The 18,617-nt window shown below is 42.9% G+C and carries 18 protein-coding genes; all 18 read left to right on the forward strand.

Annotated elements, in window-relative coordinates:
- Positions 1-1,646: 1,646 nt before the first annotated feature.
- The 18 genes from nifB to H6G41_RS22440 all read left to right on the forward strand — a co-directional run bounded on the left by nifB (position 1,647) and on the right by H6G41_RS22440 (position 18,547).
- Positions 1,647-3,110 carry a nitrogenase cofactor biosynthesis protein NifB gene (gene nifB / locus H6G41_RS22355; RefSeq protein ID WP_190748741.1) on the forward strand — a complete coding sequence of 488 codons (1,464 nt, stop codon included), beginning with the start codon at positions 1,647-1,649 and terminating at the stop codon, positions 3,108-3,110.
- Positions 3,111-3,152: 42 nt separating this feature from the next.
- On the forward strand, positions 3,153-3,512 hold the full coding sequence (locus H6G41_RS22360) for a 4Fe-4S binding protein (RefSeq protein ID WP_190748743.1): 360 nt from the start codon (positions 3,153-3,155) through the stop codon (positions 3,510-3,512).
- Positions 3,509-4,705: a cysteine desulfurase NifS gene (gene nifS, locus H6G41_RS22365; protein ID WP_190748745.1), complete on the forward strand. Its 1,197-nt coding sequence runs from the start codon at positions 3,509-3,511 to the stop codon at positions 4,703-4,705. Before H6G41_RS22360 ends, nifS begins: the two co-directional genes overlap by 4 nt.
- A gap of 97 nt (positions 4,706-4,802) precedes the next feature.
- Entirely contained in the window at positions 4,803-5,738 is a 936-nt protein-coding gene (nifU, locus tag H6G41_RS22370; RefSeq protein WP_190748748.1) for a Fe-S cluster assembly protein NifU, read from the forward strand.
- Positions 5,739-6,111: 373 nt separating this feature from the next.
- Positions 6,112-7,008, forward strand: coding sequence for a nitrogenase iron protein (gene nifH / locus H6G41_RS22375; protein ID WP_190748749.1), 897 nt, complete (start codon positions 6,112-6,114; stop codon positions 7,006-7,008).
- Positions 7,009-7,408: 400 nt separating this feature from the next.
- The gene (gene nifD / locus H6G41_RS22380; RefSeq protein WP_190748751.1) at positions 7,409-8,890 is read left to right on the forward strand and encodes a nitrogenase molybdenum-iron protein alpha chain; all 1,482 of its coding nucleotides are present in this window, start codon (positions 7,409-7,411) and stop codon (positions 8,888-8,890) included.
- Positions 8,891-8,962: 72 nt separating this feature from the next.
- Positions 8,963-10,501 (forward strand): nitrogenase molybdenum-iron protein subunit beta, encoded by a 1,539-nt coding sequence (nifK, locus tag H6G41_RS22385; RefSeq protein WP_190748753.1) that lies wholly within the window; start codon positions 8,963-8,965, stop codon positions 10,499-10,501.
- A 100-nt stretch (positions 10,502-10,601) separates the two neighbouring features.
- The gene (locus H6G41_RS22390; protein ID WP_190748755.1) at positions 10,602-10,892 is read left to right on the forward strand and encodes a Mo-dependent nitrogenase C-terminal domain-containing protein; all 291 of its coding nucleotides are present in this window, start codon (positions 10,602-10,604) and stop codon (positions 10,890-10,892) included.
- 164 nt (positions 10,893-11,056) lie between these two features.
- Positions 11,057-13,786 carry a bifunctional nitrogenase iron-molybdenum cofactor biosynthesis protein NifEN gene (locus H6G41_RS22395; RefSeq protein ID WP_190748756.1) on the forward strand — a complete coding sequence of 910 codons (2,730 nt, stop codon included), beginning with the start codon at positions 11,057-11,059 and terminating at the stop codon, positions 13,784-13,786.
- Between the two features lie 28 nt (positions 13,787-13,814).
- Positions 13,815-14,219 carry a nitrogen fixation protein NifX gene (gene nifX, locus H6G41_RS22400; protein WP_190748758.1) on the forward strand — a complete coding sequence of 135 codons (405 nt, stop codon included), beginning with the start codon at positions 13,815-13,817 and terminating at the stop codon, positions 14,217-14,219.
- On the forward strand, positions 14,216-14,692 hold the full coding sequence (locus H6G41_RS22405; RefSeq protein WP_190748760.1) for a NifX-associated nitrogen fixation protein: 477 nt from the start codon (positions 14,216-14,218) through the stop codon (positions 14,690-14,692). The genes nifX and H6G41_RS22405 overlap by 4 nt, the downstream gene beginning before the upstream one ends.
- Positions 14,693-14,711: 19 nt before the next feature.
- The gene (locus H6G41_RS22410; protein ID WP_096647205.1) at positions 14,712-14,948 is read left to right on the forward strand and encodes a CCE_0567 family metalloprotein; all 237 of its coding nucleotides are present in this window, start codon (positions 14,712-14,714) and stop codon (positions 14,946-14,948) included.
- Positions 14,945-15,262: a nitrogenase-stabilizing/protective protein NifW gene (gene nifW / locus H6G41_RS22415; protein WP_190748761.1), complete on the forward strand. Its 318-nt coding sequence runs from the start codon at positions 14,945-14,947 to the stop codon at positions 15,260-15,262. Before H6G41_RS22410 ends, nifW begins: the two co-directional genes overlap by 4 nt.
- A gap of 166 nt (positions 15,263-15,428) precedes the next feature.
- Positions 15,429-16,226 (forward strand): ThiF family adenylyltransferase, encoded by a 798-nt coding sequence (locus tag H6G41_RS22420; RefSeq protein WP_190748763.1) that lies wholly within the window; start codon positions 15,429-15,431, stop codon positions 16,224-16,226.
- A 23-nt stretch (positions 16,227-16,249) separates the two neighbouring features.
- Positions 16,250-16,621 (forward strand): iron-sulfur cluster assembly accessory protein, encoded by a 372-nt coding sequence (locus H6G41_RS22425; protein ID WP_190748765.1) that lies wholly within the window; start codon positions 16,250-16,252, stop codon positions 16,619-16,621.
- Positions 16,622-16,657: 36 nt separating this feature from the next.
- Complete coding sequence (locus tag H6G41_RS22430; protein ID WP_190748767.1) at positions 16,658-16,957, forward strand: 2Fe-2S iron-sulfur cluster-binding protein; 300 nt, start codon at positions 16,658-16,660, stop codon at positions 16,955-16,957.
- Positions 16,958-17,036: 79 nt separating this feature from the next.
- Complete coding sequence (gene fdxB, locus H6G41_RS22435) at positions 17,037-17,333, forward strand: ferredoxin III, nif-specific (protein ID WP_190748769.1); 297 nt, start codon at positions 17,037-17,039, stop codon at positions 17,331-17,333.
- Between the two features lie 134 nt (positions 17,334-17,467).
- Positions 17,468-18,547 (forward strand): DUF262 domain-containing protein, encoded by a 1,080-nt coding sequence (locus H6G41_RS22440; RefSeq protein ID WP_242038009.1) that lies wholly within the window; start codon positions 17,468-17,470, stop codon positions 18,545-18,547.
- Positions 18,548-18,617: the final 70 nt, after the last annotated feature.

Consider the following 18,617-nt stretch of genomic DNA (forward strand, 5'->3'; position numbering starts at 1 on the left):
ATAGTGAATTAATCACAATTTACTTTTTGGCTTTTACCAACAAATAGCCAAAATAAGTATTTACCATTGCAGGAATAACTATCAAACTTATACCTGCCATTAATATTGTTAGCATGGTGAATTCCTCAAGAGCAATAGGTAATCAAACAGTCTACGTACGTACAAATTCAAATCGTTAAATTGAACCTTTCATTAGTTATTAACTATCAATTTATACAACAAATGCTAAATGAACAATTATGAATTACCATTGCATCTTTGCAATGGTAGTTAGAGTCTTTCGATACTGATATAGTTTTGGGTTAAAGGCTGCTTGTAAAGGCAACAAAGACAAGGGAAGGTGGGCAAAGGAGAAGAGAGGACAAGCTAAGCTAACTATTGATTATTGACAACTGACAACTGACAACTGACAACTAACAAATTCCCAATGCCCATATTACTTATATCAGTTGGTTCTAGCTACACCAGTGTCTGTATTAGCTTGTACTCAATTGCGATCAATTCCGATAGCATCAGAATTTACAAGCTGAAAAAAATTTTTTTCACCTGAGGGTACTAGTATTTCACAATTAGGGGTACTGGTATTTATTAGATTAAAAATTAAGTAGTTGTTAACTCCAGAAAAAGCTTTACACCAAGCGGGATTTACAGATATTCCTGACATGAGTTTTCGGCTATTTTTATATGTACTCATCTGTAGTCATCTGTACTCATTTGTAATTGCAGAGATTATTTATGGAAAAATTTTTGTCTGTATATCCAGCTACAATCTCATATTTTTGGGCTAAGTTTTGGTAAAAAAATCGCCTGTTCTGTCCTGAGATCAAACGTCAATGCTTGTATATCAAGTTGTATCAAGTATTCAAGGGTCAAACCCATCATTTAGGCGAGCTAGCTCGTCTGTATATGGAAACACAATTTTCGATGAAGTTATTTTAAGGATAGTTTTTTCTGGGAAAAAGTGTTATTTTAGATACGGAATTGAATTTCGCTTAGCCACTGGGGTAGTGTTTGCTTACTGCTCCAGTTATTTCTCTAAAAAGAACCTAAGTAAGTAGCGGTCACAAGAGCGATCGCAGACAATCTGAGTACAGATTGAACAACAGCAAAAAACAACTAAAATTACGCTCAAACTCAAGCTAGTATTGAGTCACAGGTGAGTACAAAAATACTTGAACCCCTTCGCTATAAATACTCGTACCCCAGGGAATAAATACTAGTACCTATACCTAAAAAGTTTTTTGAAAATCTATGTAAACCTTGCTAATTCTGCATTGCAGCTTTTGAGTACAAGTGTAATAAATTTAATAAATTATAAAAAACACCAGCAATTTCCTCCTTCCAAGTGACTGGTATAAATAAAACATGTATCGCTCAACACTTAAGGCACTAACACAAATGTATTGCTAAAAACTCAACAGCGATCGCTATCCAAGTTTGTAGCAATCATCTCTATGAATCAAAGTCGCCGCTTTAAACCCCAATTTACCCCAGTCCCCCAAGCGGACAAACTAGCCGAAAGTCTAAGTTTATCTAACTAGAGTAGGTAATTCTCAGAGTACAACGCGACTTTAATTTCTGACTGAGAGCGAACAAAAGCATCTTGTATAACGCCAGTCCCTTATTCCCAAGGCAAGCGAAATTCAATGACACCCCCACCACCTACAGGACTCCTAACATCAGCTCCCACGGAAACTAAAGCTAAATCTAGTAGTTGTGGTTGCAGTAGCAAAACTGATACCACAACTAGCTTAGATGAAAAAATGAAGGCGCGGATTGAGAAACATCCTTGCTATAGCGAAGAAGCACACCACCACTATGCAAGGATGCACGTTGCAGTTGCACCCGCTTGCAACATTCAATGTAACTATTGCAACCGCAAATATGATTGTGCTAACGAAAGCCGTCCTGGTGTAGTTAGCGAATTGCTCACACCAGAAGAAGCAGCGCACAAAGTTTTAGTGATTGCTGGGAAAATTCCCCAAATGACAGTTTTGGGAATTGCAGGCCCCGGAGATCCCCTAGCGAACCCAGAAAAGACTTTCCGCACCTTCGAGTTAATTGCCGAGAAAGCACCAGATATCAAACTTTGCCTATCAACCAACGGATTGATGCTTCCCGATTATGTGGATCGGATTAAACAACTGAATATCGATCATGTCACCATAACTATTAATATGGTAGACCCAGAAATCGGCGCGAAAATTTATCCTTGGGTTCACTACAACCGCAAACGCTACAGAGGTATTGAAGGTGTCCGCATTCTGCATGAAAAGCAGATGGAAGGATTGCAAGCTCTCCAAGAAGCAGATATCCTGTGCAAAGTTAACTCGGTGATGATTCCCGGAGTTAACGATGAACACTTGGTAGAAGTCAACGAAGTCATTCGTTCCAAGGGTGCGTTTCTGCATAATATTATGCCCTTGATTTCTGCCCCAGAACACGGTACTCACTTTGGTTTAACTGGTCAACGCGGCCCCAATCCTAAAGAATTGAAAACAGTACAAGATAAATGTTCTGGTAATATGAAAATGATGCGCCATTGTCGTCAATGTCGCGCCGATGCGGTAGGATTATTGGGTGAAGACCGCAGTCAAGAATTTACCAAAGATAAATTTATGGAAATGGCTCCAGAATATAATTTGGAGCAACGCCAAGAAGTCCATGCACAGATAGAGAAATCTCAACAAGAAATCAAAGCTACCAAAGAAAAAGCTGTAGAGACGTTGCAAACAACAACTCTCAAGAACAGACCCAAAATTTTAGTTGCAGTCGCTACCAAAGGCGGCGGTTTAGTTAACCAGCACTTCGGTCACGCGAAAGAGTTTATGGTTTACGAAGTGGATGGTAGCAGCGCTAAATTTGTCGGTCATCGCAAAATTGATCACTATTGCCAAAGTGGATATGGTGAGGAAGCGACTTTAGACAACATTATTAAGGCTATCTCTGATTGTAAAGCAGTTCTGGTTTCTAAAATTGGTCATTGTCCTCAGGAAGAATTGCAGAAAGCTGGTTTACAGACAGTTGAAGCTTACGACGTAATCGAAAAAGTGGCTTTGGAATTTTACGACCAGTATATCAAGGGGTTAGAGAAAACTGTTGACTGTTGACCGTTGACCGTTGACTGTTGACCGCTTAAATAGAGAATCATCATGGTTTACAAGATTACTCGCCAATGTATTTCCTGTGGTCGCTGTGAATCTTCATGTCCCACTGGTGCTATTAAAATTATCGCAGGCGATCGCTACTTGATTGACTCTAGCCTTTGTACAAGCTGTGTTGGTGCCTATGGTGTAGCCCAATGTGCCGCCGAATGTCCGATACAAGATGGTTGCGTAAAAGCACTGACTGATTACTGGGAATCCTGGTTTGCTACTCACGACCGTTTAGTGGCGAAGTTAAAAGGAACTTACCAAGCAGATTACTGGGAACGCTGGTTTAATCTGTATTCCGCCAAAATTTCTGAGCAATTTTCTAAGCGTAAACAAGATGTGGTGAGTCTAGAAGTATGAATGTAATATATTTAGATAATAATGCCACAACCAAGGTAGATGAACAAGTTATACAGGCAATGCTGCCCTACCTCACCGAGTTTTACGGTAATCCTTCTTCGATGCACAGCTTTGGCGGACAAGTAGGAAAAGCAGTTAGAGAAGCGAGAGCGCAAGTTGCAGCTTTGTTGGGTGCGGAAGATTCAGAAATTATCTTCACCAGTTGCGGTACTGAAGGCAATAATGCAGCTATCAAAGCCGCTTTAGCCGCCCAACCTGATAAGCGCCACATTATTACCACTCAAGTAGAACATGCAGCTATCCTCAATGTCTGCAAACAACTGGAAAAACAAGGTTATACAGTCACCTACCTCTCTGTAGACCGCAAGGGTCAAATTGACTTGATGGAACTAGAAGCTGCCTTAACTGGCAATACTGCTTTAGTTTCTACCATGTACGCCAACAATGAAACCGGTGTGGTGTTCCCAATTGAGCAGATAGGGTTGCGGGCAAAGGATGCAGGTGCTATATTCCATGTAGATGCAGTGCAAGCTGTAGGTAAAATTCCCCTCAACCTCAAGACCAGCAGCATTGATATGCTCACCCTCTCCGGTCACAAACTCCATGCTCCCAAAGGTATGGGTGCGTTGTACGTCAGACGCGGTGTGAGGTTCCGTCCCCTGTTAATTGGCGGACATCAAGAAAGGGGACGCAGAGCAGGTACAGAGAATGTTCCCGGTATTATTGGTTTAGGCAAAGCTGCGGAATTAGCTCAGGTACATTTAAAAGATGTGCAACGGGAAAAAGCATTACGCGATCGCCTAGAAAAAGGTTTGTTAGCTGCCATATCTGATACTGAAATTAACGGTGATATTACGCAAAGATTGCCCAACACCACCAGTATCGGTTTCAAATACATTGAAGGCGAAGCGATTTTATTATCCCTCAACCAATACGGTATCTGTGCGTCTTCTGGTTCCGCTTGTACTTCTGGTTCTTTGGAACCCTCCCATGTTTTGCGGGCAATGGGCTTACCATATACCACTTTACACGGTTCGATTCGCTTCAGTCTTTCACGTTACACCACTGAAGCCGAGATAGACCGAGTTTTAGAAGTAATGCCGCCAATTGTTGAACGTTTACGCGCTATTTCTCCCTTTAATAATGACCAAGCTGATTGGCTACAAGGAAGGGAAGAGGCTTTGGCTCATTGATTGGGACAAGGAGGACAAAGAGAATAATACCCCATGCCCAATGCCCCATGCCCAAATTCAAAATCTAAAATCCAAAATCTAAAATCTAAAATTGCTCATGTGGGATTATACAGATAAGGTACTAGAACTTTTTTACAACCCCAAAAACCAAGGTGCAATTGAAAATAGCGATGAATCAGGTGTTGCGGTGGTTTTTGGTGAAGTGGGCAGTATTGCTTGCGGAGATGCTTTAAGACTGCACCTGAAAATAGAAGTAGACAGCGATAAGATTCTTGATGCTCGGTTTCAAACTTTTGGCTGTACAAGTGCGATCGCATCTTCTTCGGCTTTGACTGAGTTAATCAAAGGTCTCACCTTAGATGCAGCGCTGAAAGTCACTAATAAAGAGATTGCTGAATACTTAGGCGGATTACCAGAAGCCAAAATGCACTGTTCTGTGATGGGACAAGAAGCATTAGAAGCAGCAATTTTCAAATACCGGGGTATTCCTGTAGTTGCCCATGACGATGATGAAGGTGCTTTAGTTTGTAGTTGCTTTGGCATCAGCGAAGCCAAGGTTCGCCGGGTGATTCAAGAAAACAACTTCACCACTGCGGAACAGGTAACAAGCTATATCAAGGCTGGTGGCGGTTGCGGTTCTTGCCTTGCTAATATCGATGACCTGATCGCTACGGTGAAACAGGAATCAGCTGTTGGTACTAGCTATAAAATCAGCACTCAAATTGCGGCAAATATTGCCACTAATCAAGAGCAATCCCCAAGACCGCTAACTACAGTCCAAAAAATTGCCTTGATTCAAAAAGTTCTCGATGAAGAAGTTAGACCACTACTAATTGCTGATGGCGGAGATATTGAACTTTACGATGTAGATGGCGATAGGGTTCAGGTAGTATTGCAAGGTGCTTGTGGTTCCTGTCCTAGCAGTACCGCTACCCTCAAAATTGCCGTTGAAGCCAAGTTGCAAGAGCGTGTTAGCCAAAGCTTACGAGTAGAAGCTGTTGACCCATTATTCAGCCTTGCTAAGGGTCGATAAACAATTCAAAATTCAAAATTCAAAATGAACAGCCCAGAATCTATTAGCATCGTGGCTAAACATTGTATGCGAATTCAATTTGCAACAGCTTAGGAATTACGAATTAGCAAACATATGCAAACTGTCTCTATTCCCGAACCGAAGGTGTTAGGGCGAGCGCCACCAGCGACGTTCTTACAAACGATCGCAACCAAACAATTAATACCAATTTGAAAAATGATTGCGACAGATAGAAATTTGAAACGCTTATCCAATAGATGTTTCACAATCCAAAATCTAAAATCTAAAATCCAAAATGGTATAAGCGATCGCACTCTCAAACCCAGACCACCACAAAACCTCAACCACCAAACTTATTGCAGGAGAAACAACCATGACTGACAACAGCATTAGACAAATTGCATTCTACGGTAAAGGCGGTATTGGTAAATCCACAACATCTCAAAATACCCTTGCTGGTCTGGCTGAAATGGGCGAACGGATCATGATTGTAGGTTGTGACCCCAAAGCAGACTCCACCCGCCTCATGTTGCACAGTAAAGCCCAAACTACCATTCTGCACCTAGCTGCTGAACGCGGCGAAATTGAAGATATAGAACTCGAAGAAGTATTACTACCTGGTTACTTGGATGTCAAGTGTGTGGAGTCAGGTGGCCCTGAACCTGGTGTTGGTTGTGCTGGACGCGGGATCATTACCGCCATTAACTTCTTGGAAGAAAACGGCGCTTACGAAGACCTAGATTTCGTTTCCTACGACGTATTGGGCGACGTAGTTTGCGGTGGTTTCGCCATGCCAATTCGCGAAGGTAAAGCGCAAGAAATCTACATTGTTTGCTCTGGTGAAATGATGGCAATGTATGCTGCCAACAACATTGCACGCGGTATTCTCAAGTACGCTCACTCCGGTGGTGTGCGTTTAGGTGGTCTGATTTGCAACAGCCGTAACGTTGACGGCGAAGTTGAATTAATTGAGGCATTGGCTGCCAGACTGAATACTCAGATGATTCACTTTGTACCTCGTGACAATATCGTACAACACGCAGAACTGCGTCGGATGACGGTAATTGAATATGCTCCTGATAGTCAGCAAGCCGAGGAGTACCGTATTTTGGCGAGAAAGATTAAAGAGAACACCAAACTGACCATTCCCACCCCCATCTCAATGGACGAACTAGAAGAACTGCTGGTTGAATTCGGACTCCTGGGCGGCGAAGAAGAATACCAAAAAGCGATCGCCCAAGACTCAGGCAAAGCAGCCGCAGTAGTCTAATTGCAGCTGCGATCGCAGTGTGATGGTGTCACGATGTCGCCAGAGTTCGTTAATGGAGCGTTCTCCACATTAATTAACCGATAATCCACAGACTCTCAGCCATTTAACCACCATCCTACTCCCCATGACTCTAGAAAACTCTTTACTCTGTGTTCTCTGTGTCCTCTGCGGTTAAAAATTATATGACTTATGCACACTCTACGAACTCTTGGCGTTCTTGGCGTCTTGGCGGTTCCATAAATTAAGGATTTGGGAGATTTTTGCGTAAGTCCTGAATTATTTTTTTCAACCACAGAGAACGCAGAGACACAGAGAGTAGAAGATGAGCATTTGGTGTTAGCAGCAAATAATTTAACCCTTTCCCTGCATTCATCCCCACTAAAGAGGCAGATATAGAATTATGTCACCTACCGAATCCCCAACTTTAACAGAACCAACATCAGTTGCTGATAAAAAAGAACTTATAAAAGAGGCTCTAGAAGCCTACCCCGAAAAATCGCGCAAAAAGCGCGAAAAACACTTAAACGTTTACGAAGAAGGTAAATCTGATTGCGGCGTTAAGTCCAACATCAAATCCATTCCCGGTACAATGACCACCCGTGGTTGCGCCTATGCAGGTTCAAAAGGTGTGGTTTGGGGCCCCATCAAAGACATGGTTCACATCAGCCACGGCCCCGTTGGTTGCGGTTACTACTCCTGGTCAGGTCGTCGTAACTACTATATCGGCACTACTGGTATCGATTCCTTCGGCACCATGCAGTTCACATCCGACTTCCAAGAACGGGACATTGTCTTTGGTGGAGACAAAAAGCTTGCTAAATTAATCGATGAGATTGAAGAACTGTTCCCTCTCAATCGTGGTATATCCGTACAATCCGAATGTCCAATTGGTCTAATTGGTGACGACATTGAAGCAGTTGCCAAGAAGAAATCCAAAGAAACTGGTAAAACTGTTGTTCCTGTACGTTGCGAAGGCTTCCGGGGCGTGTCCCAATCCCTCGGACACCACATTGCCAACGACACCATCCGGGATTGGGTATTCCCCAAAGCCGACAAAGCCAAGAAAGAAGGTACGCTCGGATTTGAACCCGGCCCATACGATGTAGCAATTATCGGTGACTATAACATCGGTGGTGATGCTTGGTCTAGCCGCATTCTGTTAGAAGAAATCGGCTTGCGCGTTGTAGCTCAATGGTCTGGCGACGGTACACTACACGAGATGATGCTCACCCCCAGCGTGAAACTGAACTTAGTTCACTGCTACCGCTCCATGAACTACATCTCCCGCCACATGGAAGAAGCTTATGGTATTCCCTGGTTGGAATACAACTTCTTCGGCCCCACCAAGATTGCGGCATCTCTGCGAGAAATTGCTGCTAAATTTGACGAAACAATTCAAGCGAAAGCAGAAGAAGTCATTGCCAAGTACGAAGCTCAAACCAAAGCTGTACTGGAAAAATATCGCTCCCGCTTAGAAGGTAAAACAGTCGCCCTCATGGTCGGTGGTTTGCGTCCCCGTCACGTTGTTCCCGCCTTTGAAGACCTGGGTATGAAGCTGATTGGTACAGGTTACGAATTCGGTCACAACGACGACTACAAACGTACTTCTAACTATGTGGAGAATGGAACATTGATTTACGATGACGTATCTGCCTATGAATTTGAGCATTTTGTGAAAGCACTCAAGCCAGATTTAATCGCTTCCGGGATTAAAGAGAAGTACGTCTTCCAAAAAATGGCGCTTCCCTTCCGGCAAATGCACTCATGGGATTATTCTGGGCCTTACCACGGCTACGACGGATTCGCTATCTTTGCTCGTGACATGGATCTTGCACTGAATAGTCCAACTTGGAGTTTGATTGGTGCGCCTTGGAGGAAGTAAGAGCTTTTTTTAACGCAAAGGTACGCAGAGGTTCGCGCAAAGGTACGCAGAGTTTTTTGAAGGAGGATATCGATGGCTCAAAATGATGTCAATAAAATTAAGGATCATGCTGAACTTTTTCAACAGCAGGAGTATCAGGAGCTGTTTCAAGGGAAGAAAGAGTTTGAATGTGGGCATGAATCCGAACAAGTTACCCAGATGGCTGAGTGGACAAAAACCTGGGAATACCGGGAAAAGAACTTTGCCCGCCAAGCGTTGACTGTTAACCCGGCGAAAGCTTGCCAACCTCTAGGCGCAATTTTAGCGGCTGTTGGTTTTGAAGGTACATTACCTTTTGTACATGGTTCTCAAGGTTGCGTTGCTTATTTCCGCAGCCACTTCACCCGCCATTTTAAAGAACCGTTTTCTGCCGTATCATCCTCCATGACGGAAGATGCAGCCGTATTCGGCGGTTTGAAAAACCTGATTGAAGGCTTGGCAGTTTCTTACAACCTGTATAAACCCAAAATGATCGCTGTCTGCACCACCTGTATGGCAGAGGTAATTGGGGATGACTTGCAAGCTTTTATCAAAACCGCCAAAGAAAATGAGTCTGTTCCTGAAAACTTTCCTGTGCCTTATGCCCATACCCCTAGCTTTGTTGGGTCACACATCACAGGCTACGACAACATGATGAAGGGGATTTTGTCGAATTTGACGGCAGGTAAGAAGAAAGAGACCACCAACGGCAAAATCAACTTTATTCCTGGATTTGAAACCTACATTGGCAACCTGCGAGAAATTAAGCGGATTGCTAATGTGATGGGAATTGACTATACCCTGTTAGCAGATAACTCCGAATACCTGGATTCTCCGAATAACGGTACATATAATATGTATCCAGGTGGAACTAAGCTAGAAGATGCGGCTGATTCGATTAATGCTGAAGCAACGATCGCACTCCAAGCTTACGCCACCACCAAAACTCGCGAATACATCGAACACGAATGGCATCAAAAAACCTACGTTAACCGTCCTGTCGGCATTCGCGGTACTGATGAATTCCTGATGAAACTGTCGGCGTTAACTGGTAAGCCCATTCCCCAAGAATTAGAAGATGAACGGGGACGCGCAGTGGATGCGTTAACTGATTCGCAAGCCTGGTTACATGGTAAACGGATTGCCATGTATGGCGATCCTGATTTGGTAATTGGTTTAACCCAATTCTTATTAGAAGTAGGTGCGGAACCAGTTCACATCCTTGTCAGCAATAGCAACGAACATTTTGAGGCAGAACTGAGAGCATTACTCGACTCTAGCCCATTTGGTCAAGGTGCGACAATTCACGGTGGACGCGACTTATGGCACATGCGTTCTTTACTATTTACCGAACCTGTAGACTTGCTCATCGGCAATTCCTACGGTAAGTATCTCTGGCGCGACACCAAAACCCCATTTGTGCGGATTGGCTACCCCATCTTTGATCGCCACCACCTGCACCGCTACGCTACCTACGGCTACCAAGGTACAATCAACCTACTCAACTGGATTGTTAACACCCTCCTAGATGAGTTGGATCGCAACACCATTATTCCATCCAAGACCGATATTTCTTACGACTTGATTCGATGATAACTGGGCATGGGGCATGGGGCATTGGGCATTGATACTAATTATTCTGTTTGTCCTCCTTGTCCCCCTTGTCCTCCTTGTCTCCCTTATACCAGCCGCCATGAGTACAATCATCCACAGCCGCGATCGCTTTTTTGATGTTCTCTCTCCGTTACGCCGATGGGTGGATCGATTTCAAATATGCGATCGCCGTACCGCCCATCTCATTTGTCAAGTAATACCCTGCTGCTGTCCCTTTGAACGCGACGTTAAATTCCTCGGACACACCTTCCACATTCCCCCACTCTGCAAATTAAATCCCCTCTACGACGAATTTGTAGCTTTACGCTTCCGTAGCCTCTCCTACCTCTGTGATGAATGTGGCGAAGATATCACCGAATACATCTGCTAATTCTCCGCGTACCTTTGCGTTTACCTTTGCGCCCCTCTGCGTTAAAAAATCTTTTTTAGAATGAACCGCCTTCGCGAAGCGTCTCGCAGAGAAGACGCCAAGAACGCCAAGGAAGAGAGAAGGAAGAAAAACAAGAAATTTGATTGCCAATCACCCATCAAGTCATGAAAATCACCCAAGGCAAAATTAACGAGCTGCTGAGTGAACCAGGATGCGAACACAATCACCACAAGCATGGGAGCAAGAAAAACAAATCTTGTCACCAACAAGCCCAACCCGGTGCAGCTCAAGGCGGCTGTGCTTTCGATGGTGCATCCATCGCCCTAGTCCCGATTACCGATGCTGCTCATTTAGTCCACGGGCCGATCGCGTGCGCTGGTAATTCTTGGGGTGGTCGTGGTAGTCTTTCCTCTGATTCCCATCTCTACAAAATGGGTTTCACGACTGATTTAAGTGAGAATGATATCATCTTCGGTGGGGAAAAGAAGCTGTACAAAGCAATTTTGGAAGTGCAGCAACGCTATCAACCTGCGGCGGTGTTTGTTTACTCCACTTGTGTAACGGCCCTGATTGGCGATGATTTGGATACAGTCTGTGAAGCAGCAGCTAAGAAAACAGGTATACCTGTCATCCCCGTAAATTCACCTGGTTTTATTGGCAGTAAAAATCTGGGTAATCGCGTCGGTGGGGAAGCTTTACTAGAATATGTTATCGGTACTGCTGAACCAGAATATACCACCCATTACGATATCAATTTGATTGGTGAATACAATATTGCTGGCGAATTGTGGGGTGTTCTGCCCTTATTTGAAAAATTAGGTATTCGCGTTCTCGCTAAAATTACGGGTGATGCTAAGTATAATGAAGTGCGTCATGCTCACCGTGCTAAGTTGAATGTGATGATTTGCTCCAAAGCTTTGATTAATGTGGCGCGAAAGATGGAGGAGCGTTATGGTATCCCTTATATTGAAGAATCTTTCTATGGTGTAGATGATATGAATCGCTGTTTGCGGAATATTGCCGCAAAATTAGGCGACCAAGGTTTACAAGAAAGAGTAGAAAAATTAATTACAGAAGAAACTACTGCGCTAGATATTGCTTTAGCTCGTTACCGCGATCGCCTCAAAGATAAACGAGTTGTCCTTTATACCGGGGGTGTAAAAAGTTGGTCGATTATCTCGGCGGCTAAAGACTTAGGCATGGAAGTTGTCGCCACTAGCACCAAGAAAAGTACTGAAGAAGATAAAGCGAGGATCAAAGAATTACTAGGAAAAGATGGCATTGCTATGGAAAAAGGCAACGCCCAAGAATTACTCCGGGTGATTGCCCAGACAAAAGCGGATATGCTGATTGCTGGTGGTCGCAATCAATACACTGCCCTCAAAGCCCGTATCCCATTTTTAGATATTAATCAAGAACGCCATCATCCTTATGCTGGATATGTGGGTATGGTGGAGATGGCGCGAGAACTGGATGAAGCTTTGCATAGTCCGGTATGGGCGCAGGTGCGGAAGCCGGCATTGTGGGAGGTCACTTCGACTTCGCTCAGTGACCAGAAAGCAGAAGAAGCGATTTCAATCCAAAATCCAAAATCTAAAATCCAAAATTCTTCCAAATCGGTTGCGGTTAATCCCTTGAAGCAAAGTCAACCTTTAGGTGCAGCTTTAGCATTTTTAGGATTGAAGGGTGTAATGCCTTTGTTTCACGGTTCCCAGGGTTGTACTGCGTTCGCCAAAGTTATGTTAGTGCGGCATTTTCGGGAAGCTATTCCCCTATCCACCACTGCCATGACGGAAGTTAGCACTATTTTAGGTGGTGAGGATAATATTGAGCAAGCAATCCTGACGCTAGTAGAGAAATCCAAGCCAGAGATTATCGGTTTGTTAACTACCGGACTCACGGAAACTAGAGGGGATGACATGGAAGGAATCCTTAGAAGTATCCGCAAGCGTCACCCAGAATTATATGACTTGCCGATTGTCTTTGCTTCTACGCCTGATTTTAAAGGTGCGTTGCAAGATGGTTTCGCCGCCGCCGTGGAAAGTATAGTTAAGGAATTGCCGCAACCGGGAGAAACCAGATTAGACCAAATCAATATTTTGGTAAGTTCTGCGTTTACTCCTGGGGATGTCCAAGAAATTAAAGAAATTGTCTCTGCTTTTGGCTTAAAACCGATTGTAGTACCCGACCTTTCTGCTTCCCTTGACGGTCACTTGGATGATTCCTACAGTGCGGTGACTGGTGGTGGGACAACTTTGCCAGAACTGCGAGAAATGGGTAGTTCGGTGTTTACCCTCGCACTAGGCGAGAGTATGCACGGTGCAGCCGAAAGTTTGCAAACACAGTTTGATATACCTTTCGAGGTGTTTCCTCAACTAACGGGATTAGGCGCAGTCGATAACTTTTTGCAAGGACTGGTAGATATTAGCGGTAATGCAGTCCCAGAAAAATATTGCCATCAACGCCGTCAGTTACAAGATGCGATGCTGGATACTCACTTTTACTTTGGGTGTAAGCGAGTGTCGTTAGCACTGGAACCTGATTTATTGTGGTCAACAGCTTGGTTTTTGCAATCGATGGGTGCGGAAATTCACACCGCCGTGACAACTACAAAGTCGCCACTTTTAGAAAACCTGCCAGTAGAAAGCGTGACTATTGGGGATTTGGAAGATTTTGAGCGATTAGCGGTAGGTTCTGACCTAGTAATTGCAAATTCTCATGGTAAAGCGATCGCTCGCCGTCTGCATACTCCTCACTATCGTCTTGGTTTCCCGGTTTTTGACCGCTTGGGTAATGGACAGCGTTGTACTATCGGTTACCGAGGAACTATTCAACTTTTGTTTGACCTGGGCAATTTATTTCTAGAAGCCGAAGAAGAAAAAGCCAAGCATTAAAAACTTTGTAATTATTGGAGGATAAATTATGAAAATTGCCTTCACAACTAGCGACCAAATTCATATTAATGCTCATTTTGGTTGGGCGAAAAAAATAGATGTTTATGAAGTTTCACCGGAGGGTTATCACTTTCTCAATACTTTAAAATTTGATGGCGACCTCAAAGAAGATGGGAATGAAGATAAATTAGTTCCCAAAATTGAAGCTTTAGCTGATTGTACGATTGTTTATGTATCAGCAATTGGCGGTAGTGCGGCTGCTCGGTTAATTAAAAAACGCATTACACCCATCAAAGCGAGGTCTGAGGATGATAAAATTACTGACCTTTTAGATCAGTTAGTCCAAACTTTAAAAGGCAGCCCTCCCCCCTGGTTGCGAAAAGCTTTACAACAAAAATCACCAAGTTTTGAAGAAGAGGAAGTAACCGTATGAGTTCCACAGAAACTATCAACCAAACTACTAGCAGCGAAGCGTTAAAATCTCCTTTTGTGCAAGAGTTAGTCAGACAAATTCGCGCCCAAGATTCCTATGGATTTTATCGCAATTGGTCGGATGAATTAATTCTCAAACCTTATCTTGTCAGCAAGCAAGCGAAACGCCAAATTTCTGTAGAGGGTGATGTAGAAGCGGCTACCAAAGCCAGAATTATGTCATTCTATCGCGCGATCGCAGCTCAAATTGAACAAAAAACTGGTTCATTATCCCAGGTGGTAATTGATTTGAGTCATGAGGGTTTTGGCTGGGTGCTGGTGTTTTCCGGTCGTTTATTGCTAGTCGCCAGAACCTTACGCGATGCTCAACGTTTCGGCTTTGATTCTCTAGAAAAATTAGCAGAAGAAGGCGAAAAACTAACTCAAAAGGGTATTGAGTTAGCAGAGAAATACACTGAAGTTGCCAAGTTGTAATAATTCGCAGGGTAAAATTATGGTGCCAGCAGCAGAAACAGATTGCGAAAATCAAAAAGCTATTGAAGATTTAAAACTACAAATTAAGCGGCTGAATAGTAAGGCAGGTCAAATGAAGATGGATCTGCATGATTTAGCCGAAGGCTTGCCAACAGATTACCAAAACTTGACAGCAGTAGCAGCCGAAACTTATGAAATTTACCGTCATTTAGATGAACTTAAATCTCAGCTAAAAAGTTTGGAGCAGAAATCATGACATGGGATGTTGAAAAGTTTAATCAAATTGTCGATGCGGAGGAATACTTTGAGTTTTTTAAACTTGATTACGATCCTAAAGTTGTCCATGTTAATCGCTTACATATTTTGAAGCTGTTTTCTCAATACATTCGCGAGATTGATAATAATAATTCCGCAGCCAGTCAAGTAGAAAAACTAGATTTATACTGCACGGCACTTAAACAAGCTTATGAAGTTTTCCTCAGTTCCACACCTCTACAACAAAAGCTGTTCAAGGTGTTTAAACAGAAGCCAAACAATATTGTCATGCTGACAGAAATTGCCACCAGCTAAATCTCTTTCTCTGTGTTCTCCGCGCTCTCTGCGGTTAGATAAATTATTTTTTAACCGCAGAGTTCACAGAGGCGCAGAGTGAAGAAGTTCTTGTAAATGTATGCACTTTGAAAGGGCTATTCCTAGCCCCTAGTCCCTAGCCCCTTCAAAACAGGAGAAATCAACAGTGGTAAATCTCTCGCCTACTGAATTAGAACGTTACCGTCGCCAAATCATGCTCCCTGGTTTTGGCAAAGAAGCACAGCAGCGACTTAAGTCAGCAACAGTGCTGGTGACAGGTGTGGGAGGATTAGGCGGTACAGCAGCGCTTTACTTGGCTGTAGCTGGTGTGGGGCGGCTGATTCTGGTTCGAGGCGGTGAGTTGCGGCTAGATGACATGAATCGTCAGATTCTCATGAGTGACGATTGGGTAGGTAAGCCGCGCGTGTTTAAAGCCAAAGAACGGCTAGCGGATATCAACCCAGATGTGGAAGTCGAAGCCATATTTGATTATGTTACGCCAGATAATGTAGATTTTTTAGTTCAATCCGCCGATGTAGCGCTTGACTGTGCCCATAATTTTACTGAACGCGATTTATTAAATGCAGCTTGCGTGCGTTGGCGTAAGCCGATGGTAGAAGCGGCGATGGATGGGATGGAAGCTTACTTAACCACAATTATCCCTGGCGTAACACCTTGCTTGTCTTGCTTATTTCCCGAAAAACCAGAATGGGATCGGCGTGGTTTTGGCGTACTGGGTGCGGTTTCGGGTACTCTGGCTTGTTTGACAGCGCTAGAAGCAATCAAGTTAATTACTGGATGTAGTCAACCATTGTTATCGCAACTATTAACGATGGATTTACACCAGATGAATTTTGCTAAACGTCGTTCATATCGCGATCGCAATTGTCCAGTATGCGGTACTCATTCTCACCACTCTCCTCAGCCCCAACAGCTAAGTCGCGTTTTGGTCAATAGTCAATAGTCAGTTGTCAGTAGGTAGATTTTATGACGTTAACTTTAACGGAAGCAGCAGAATTTCGGCTGCGTACCTTCCTTTTAGCCTCAAGCAAAGATGAAAATACTACTCAAAAAGGTATCCGTGTTGCTGTTGAGGATGGTGGTTGCAGTGGCTACCAGTATTCCATCAAAGTGATCAACACCCCGCAAGCCGATGACATCGTTTTGCAACAAGGTAAGTTACGCATCTACGTCGATTCCCAAAGCGCGCCATTACTAGAAGGCGTGGTTGTGGATTTTGTCGATGGCTTGCTGGAAAGCGGATTTAAATTTAGCAATCCCAACGCTACAGATACATGTGGCTGTGGGAAATCCTTTCAAGCAGGGAATTGCAGTCCTGCTGGCGTACCTTGTAGCTGATACTCAAAACCTGAATTTATTTTGGAGGACATGAAGATGACAACTTATCAAGTCAGACTAATCAATAAAAAGCGATCGCTCGATATTACCATCCCTGTTGATGAAAATACCTCAATTCTCGATGCCGCAGAACAACAAGATGTAGAGTTACCCTTTTCCTGTCAATCTGGTTCTTGCTCTAGTTGTGTCGCTAAAGTCGTTGAAGGTGAAGTAGATCAAACTGAGCAAGTATTTCTCGATGAGGATCAGATGGCTAAAGGCTTTATTGTTCTTTGTGTTTCCTATCCCCGTTCTGACTGCACTATTCGCACTCACCAAGAACCATATTTGGTTTAACTGTTGACTGTTGACTGTTGACAGAAAAATCATTCCCTAGCCCCTAACCCCTAACCTCATAATTCAATAAAATTACTCTATGGCGATACTCACTGGTTTAACTTTTGGGGGACAAGTCTGGACACCCCAATTTGTTCAAGAAATTAACCAGGACAAATGCATTGGCTGTGGTAGATGCTTTAAAGCTTGCGGTCGGAATGTGCTAGTACTACGAGCATTAAATGAAGATGGCGAGTTTGTCGAAGATGAAGAGAATGAAGAAATAGAGCGTAAAGTGATGTCTATTATCCATCCAGAATACTGTATTGGTTGTCAGGCTTGCGCTCGGACTTGTCCGAAAAATTGTTACACCCATAGCCCACTCGAACAGAATTAGATTGGTTTGTAGAGACACGAAATCTCGTGTCTCTCCATCTACGTTAGATGATTAAGATCAGAGTAATACTTACTGTCTTGATGAAGGTATGATACAGTCTATATGTTAAATATCAGTATTATCATTTATTTAAGATGGAATATCAATCTTACTCTATCAGACAGCTTTTGGATTCAGTAAGTAGTGGTAGTATCAGAATTCCAGCCTTTCAACGTGGTTTTGTATGGGACATGGACAGAGTCGCATACTTAATGGACAGCATTTATAAAAGATATCCATTTGGTTCTTTATTATTTTGGAGAACAAAATCCAAACTTGCAACTGAAAGAAAACTTGGGGCTTTTGATCTTCCAAGCCCACAAGAAGATTATCCCATAGACTATGTTTTAGATGGTCAGCAAAGACTTACATCTATTTTTTCTGTGTTTCAAACAGAGTTAATGCCAACAAATGAACATAACTGGACTGGGATATATTTTGATTTGGAAGCGCAAGAAGATGCCCAGGAAAGCCAATTTTATGCATTACGTGATGAAGAAGTTATCTCAGGTAAACACTTTCCTCTAAATGTGTTATTTGATTCTGTAAAATATAGAGAAGCTACAAGTAAATGTACTACAGAACAAATTAGACGATTAGATACATTACAGGAAAAATTTAAAGAAGTTTCCATTCCAGCACAAATTTTAAAAACAGAAGATAGAGCTATTGTTGCTATTGTTTTTGAGCGTGTTAATAGACTTGGTATGAAGCTTGATACGCTTCAATTACTTTCAGCATGGACATGGAATGAGGATTTTGATTTATTAGAAAATTTCAGGAATTTAAAAGAGGATCTAGAAGAATTTGGATTTTCTGAAGTAGGCGAAGATTGTGATTTAATATTAAGATGTACAGCAGCCATTCTTAAAAAAGAAACTACTCCGGAAAGTTTATTAGAATTAAGTGGGCAACAGATAAGAGAAGCTTTTCCAAAGGTTAGGAGTGGTATTTTCGGTGCAATTGATTTTTTTAGAAAACAATTGAAGATTGCTGCTCTCAAAAATCTTCCATATCCTGGATTGATCATTCCTCTATCTGCTTTTTTTGCAGAACCTGAAGGTAAAGAGGTGTCTTATGATGCTATAGTATATAATCGATTAAAAAAATGGTTTTGGCGGTCTTGTTTTACTAATAGATATAGCCCGTATTCCGCACTTCATTATGAAGCATAAAGAACTACATAGCTGTACTGAAGCAAAAGGTAAATAATAATACAATTAAAAACCAGGAACCAGACATTTA

Source organism: Tolypothrix sp. FACHB-123 (assembly GCF_014697075.1).
Taxonomy (GTDB): domain Bacteria; phylum Cyanobacteriota; class Cyanobacteriia; order Cyanobacteriales; family Nostocaceae; genus Aulosira.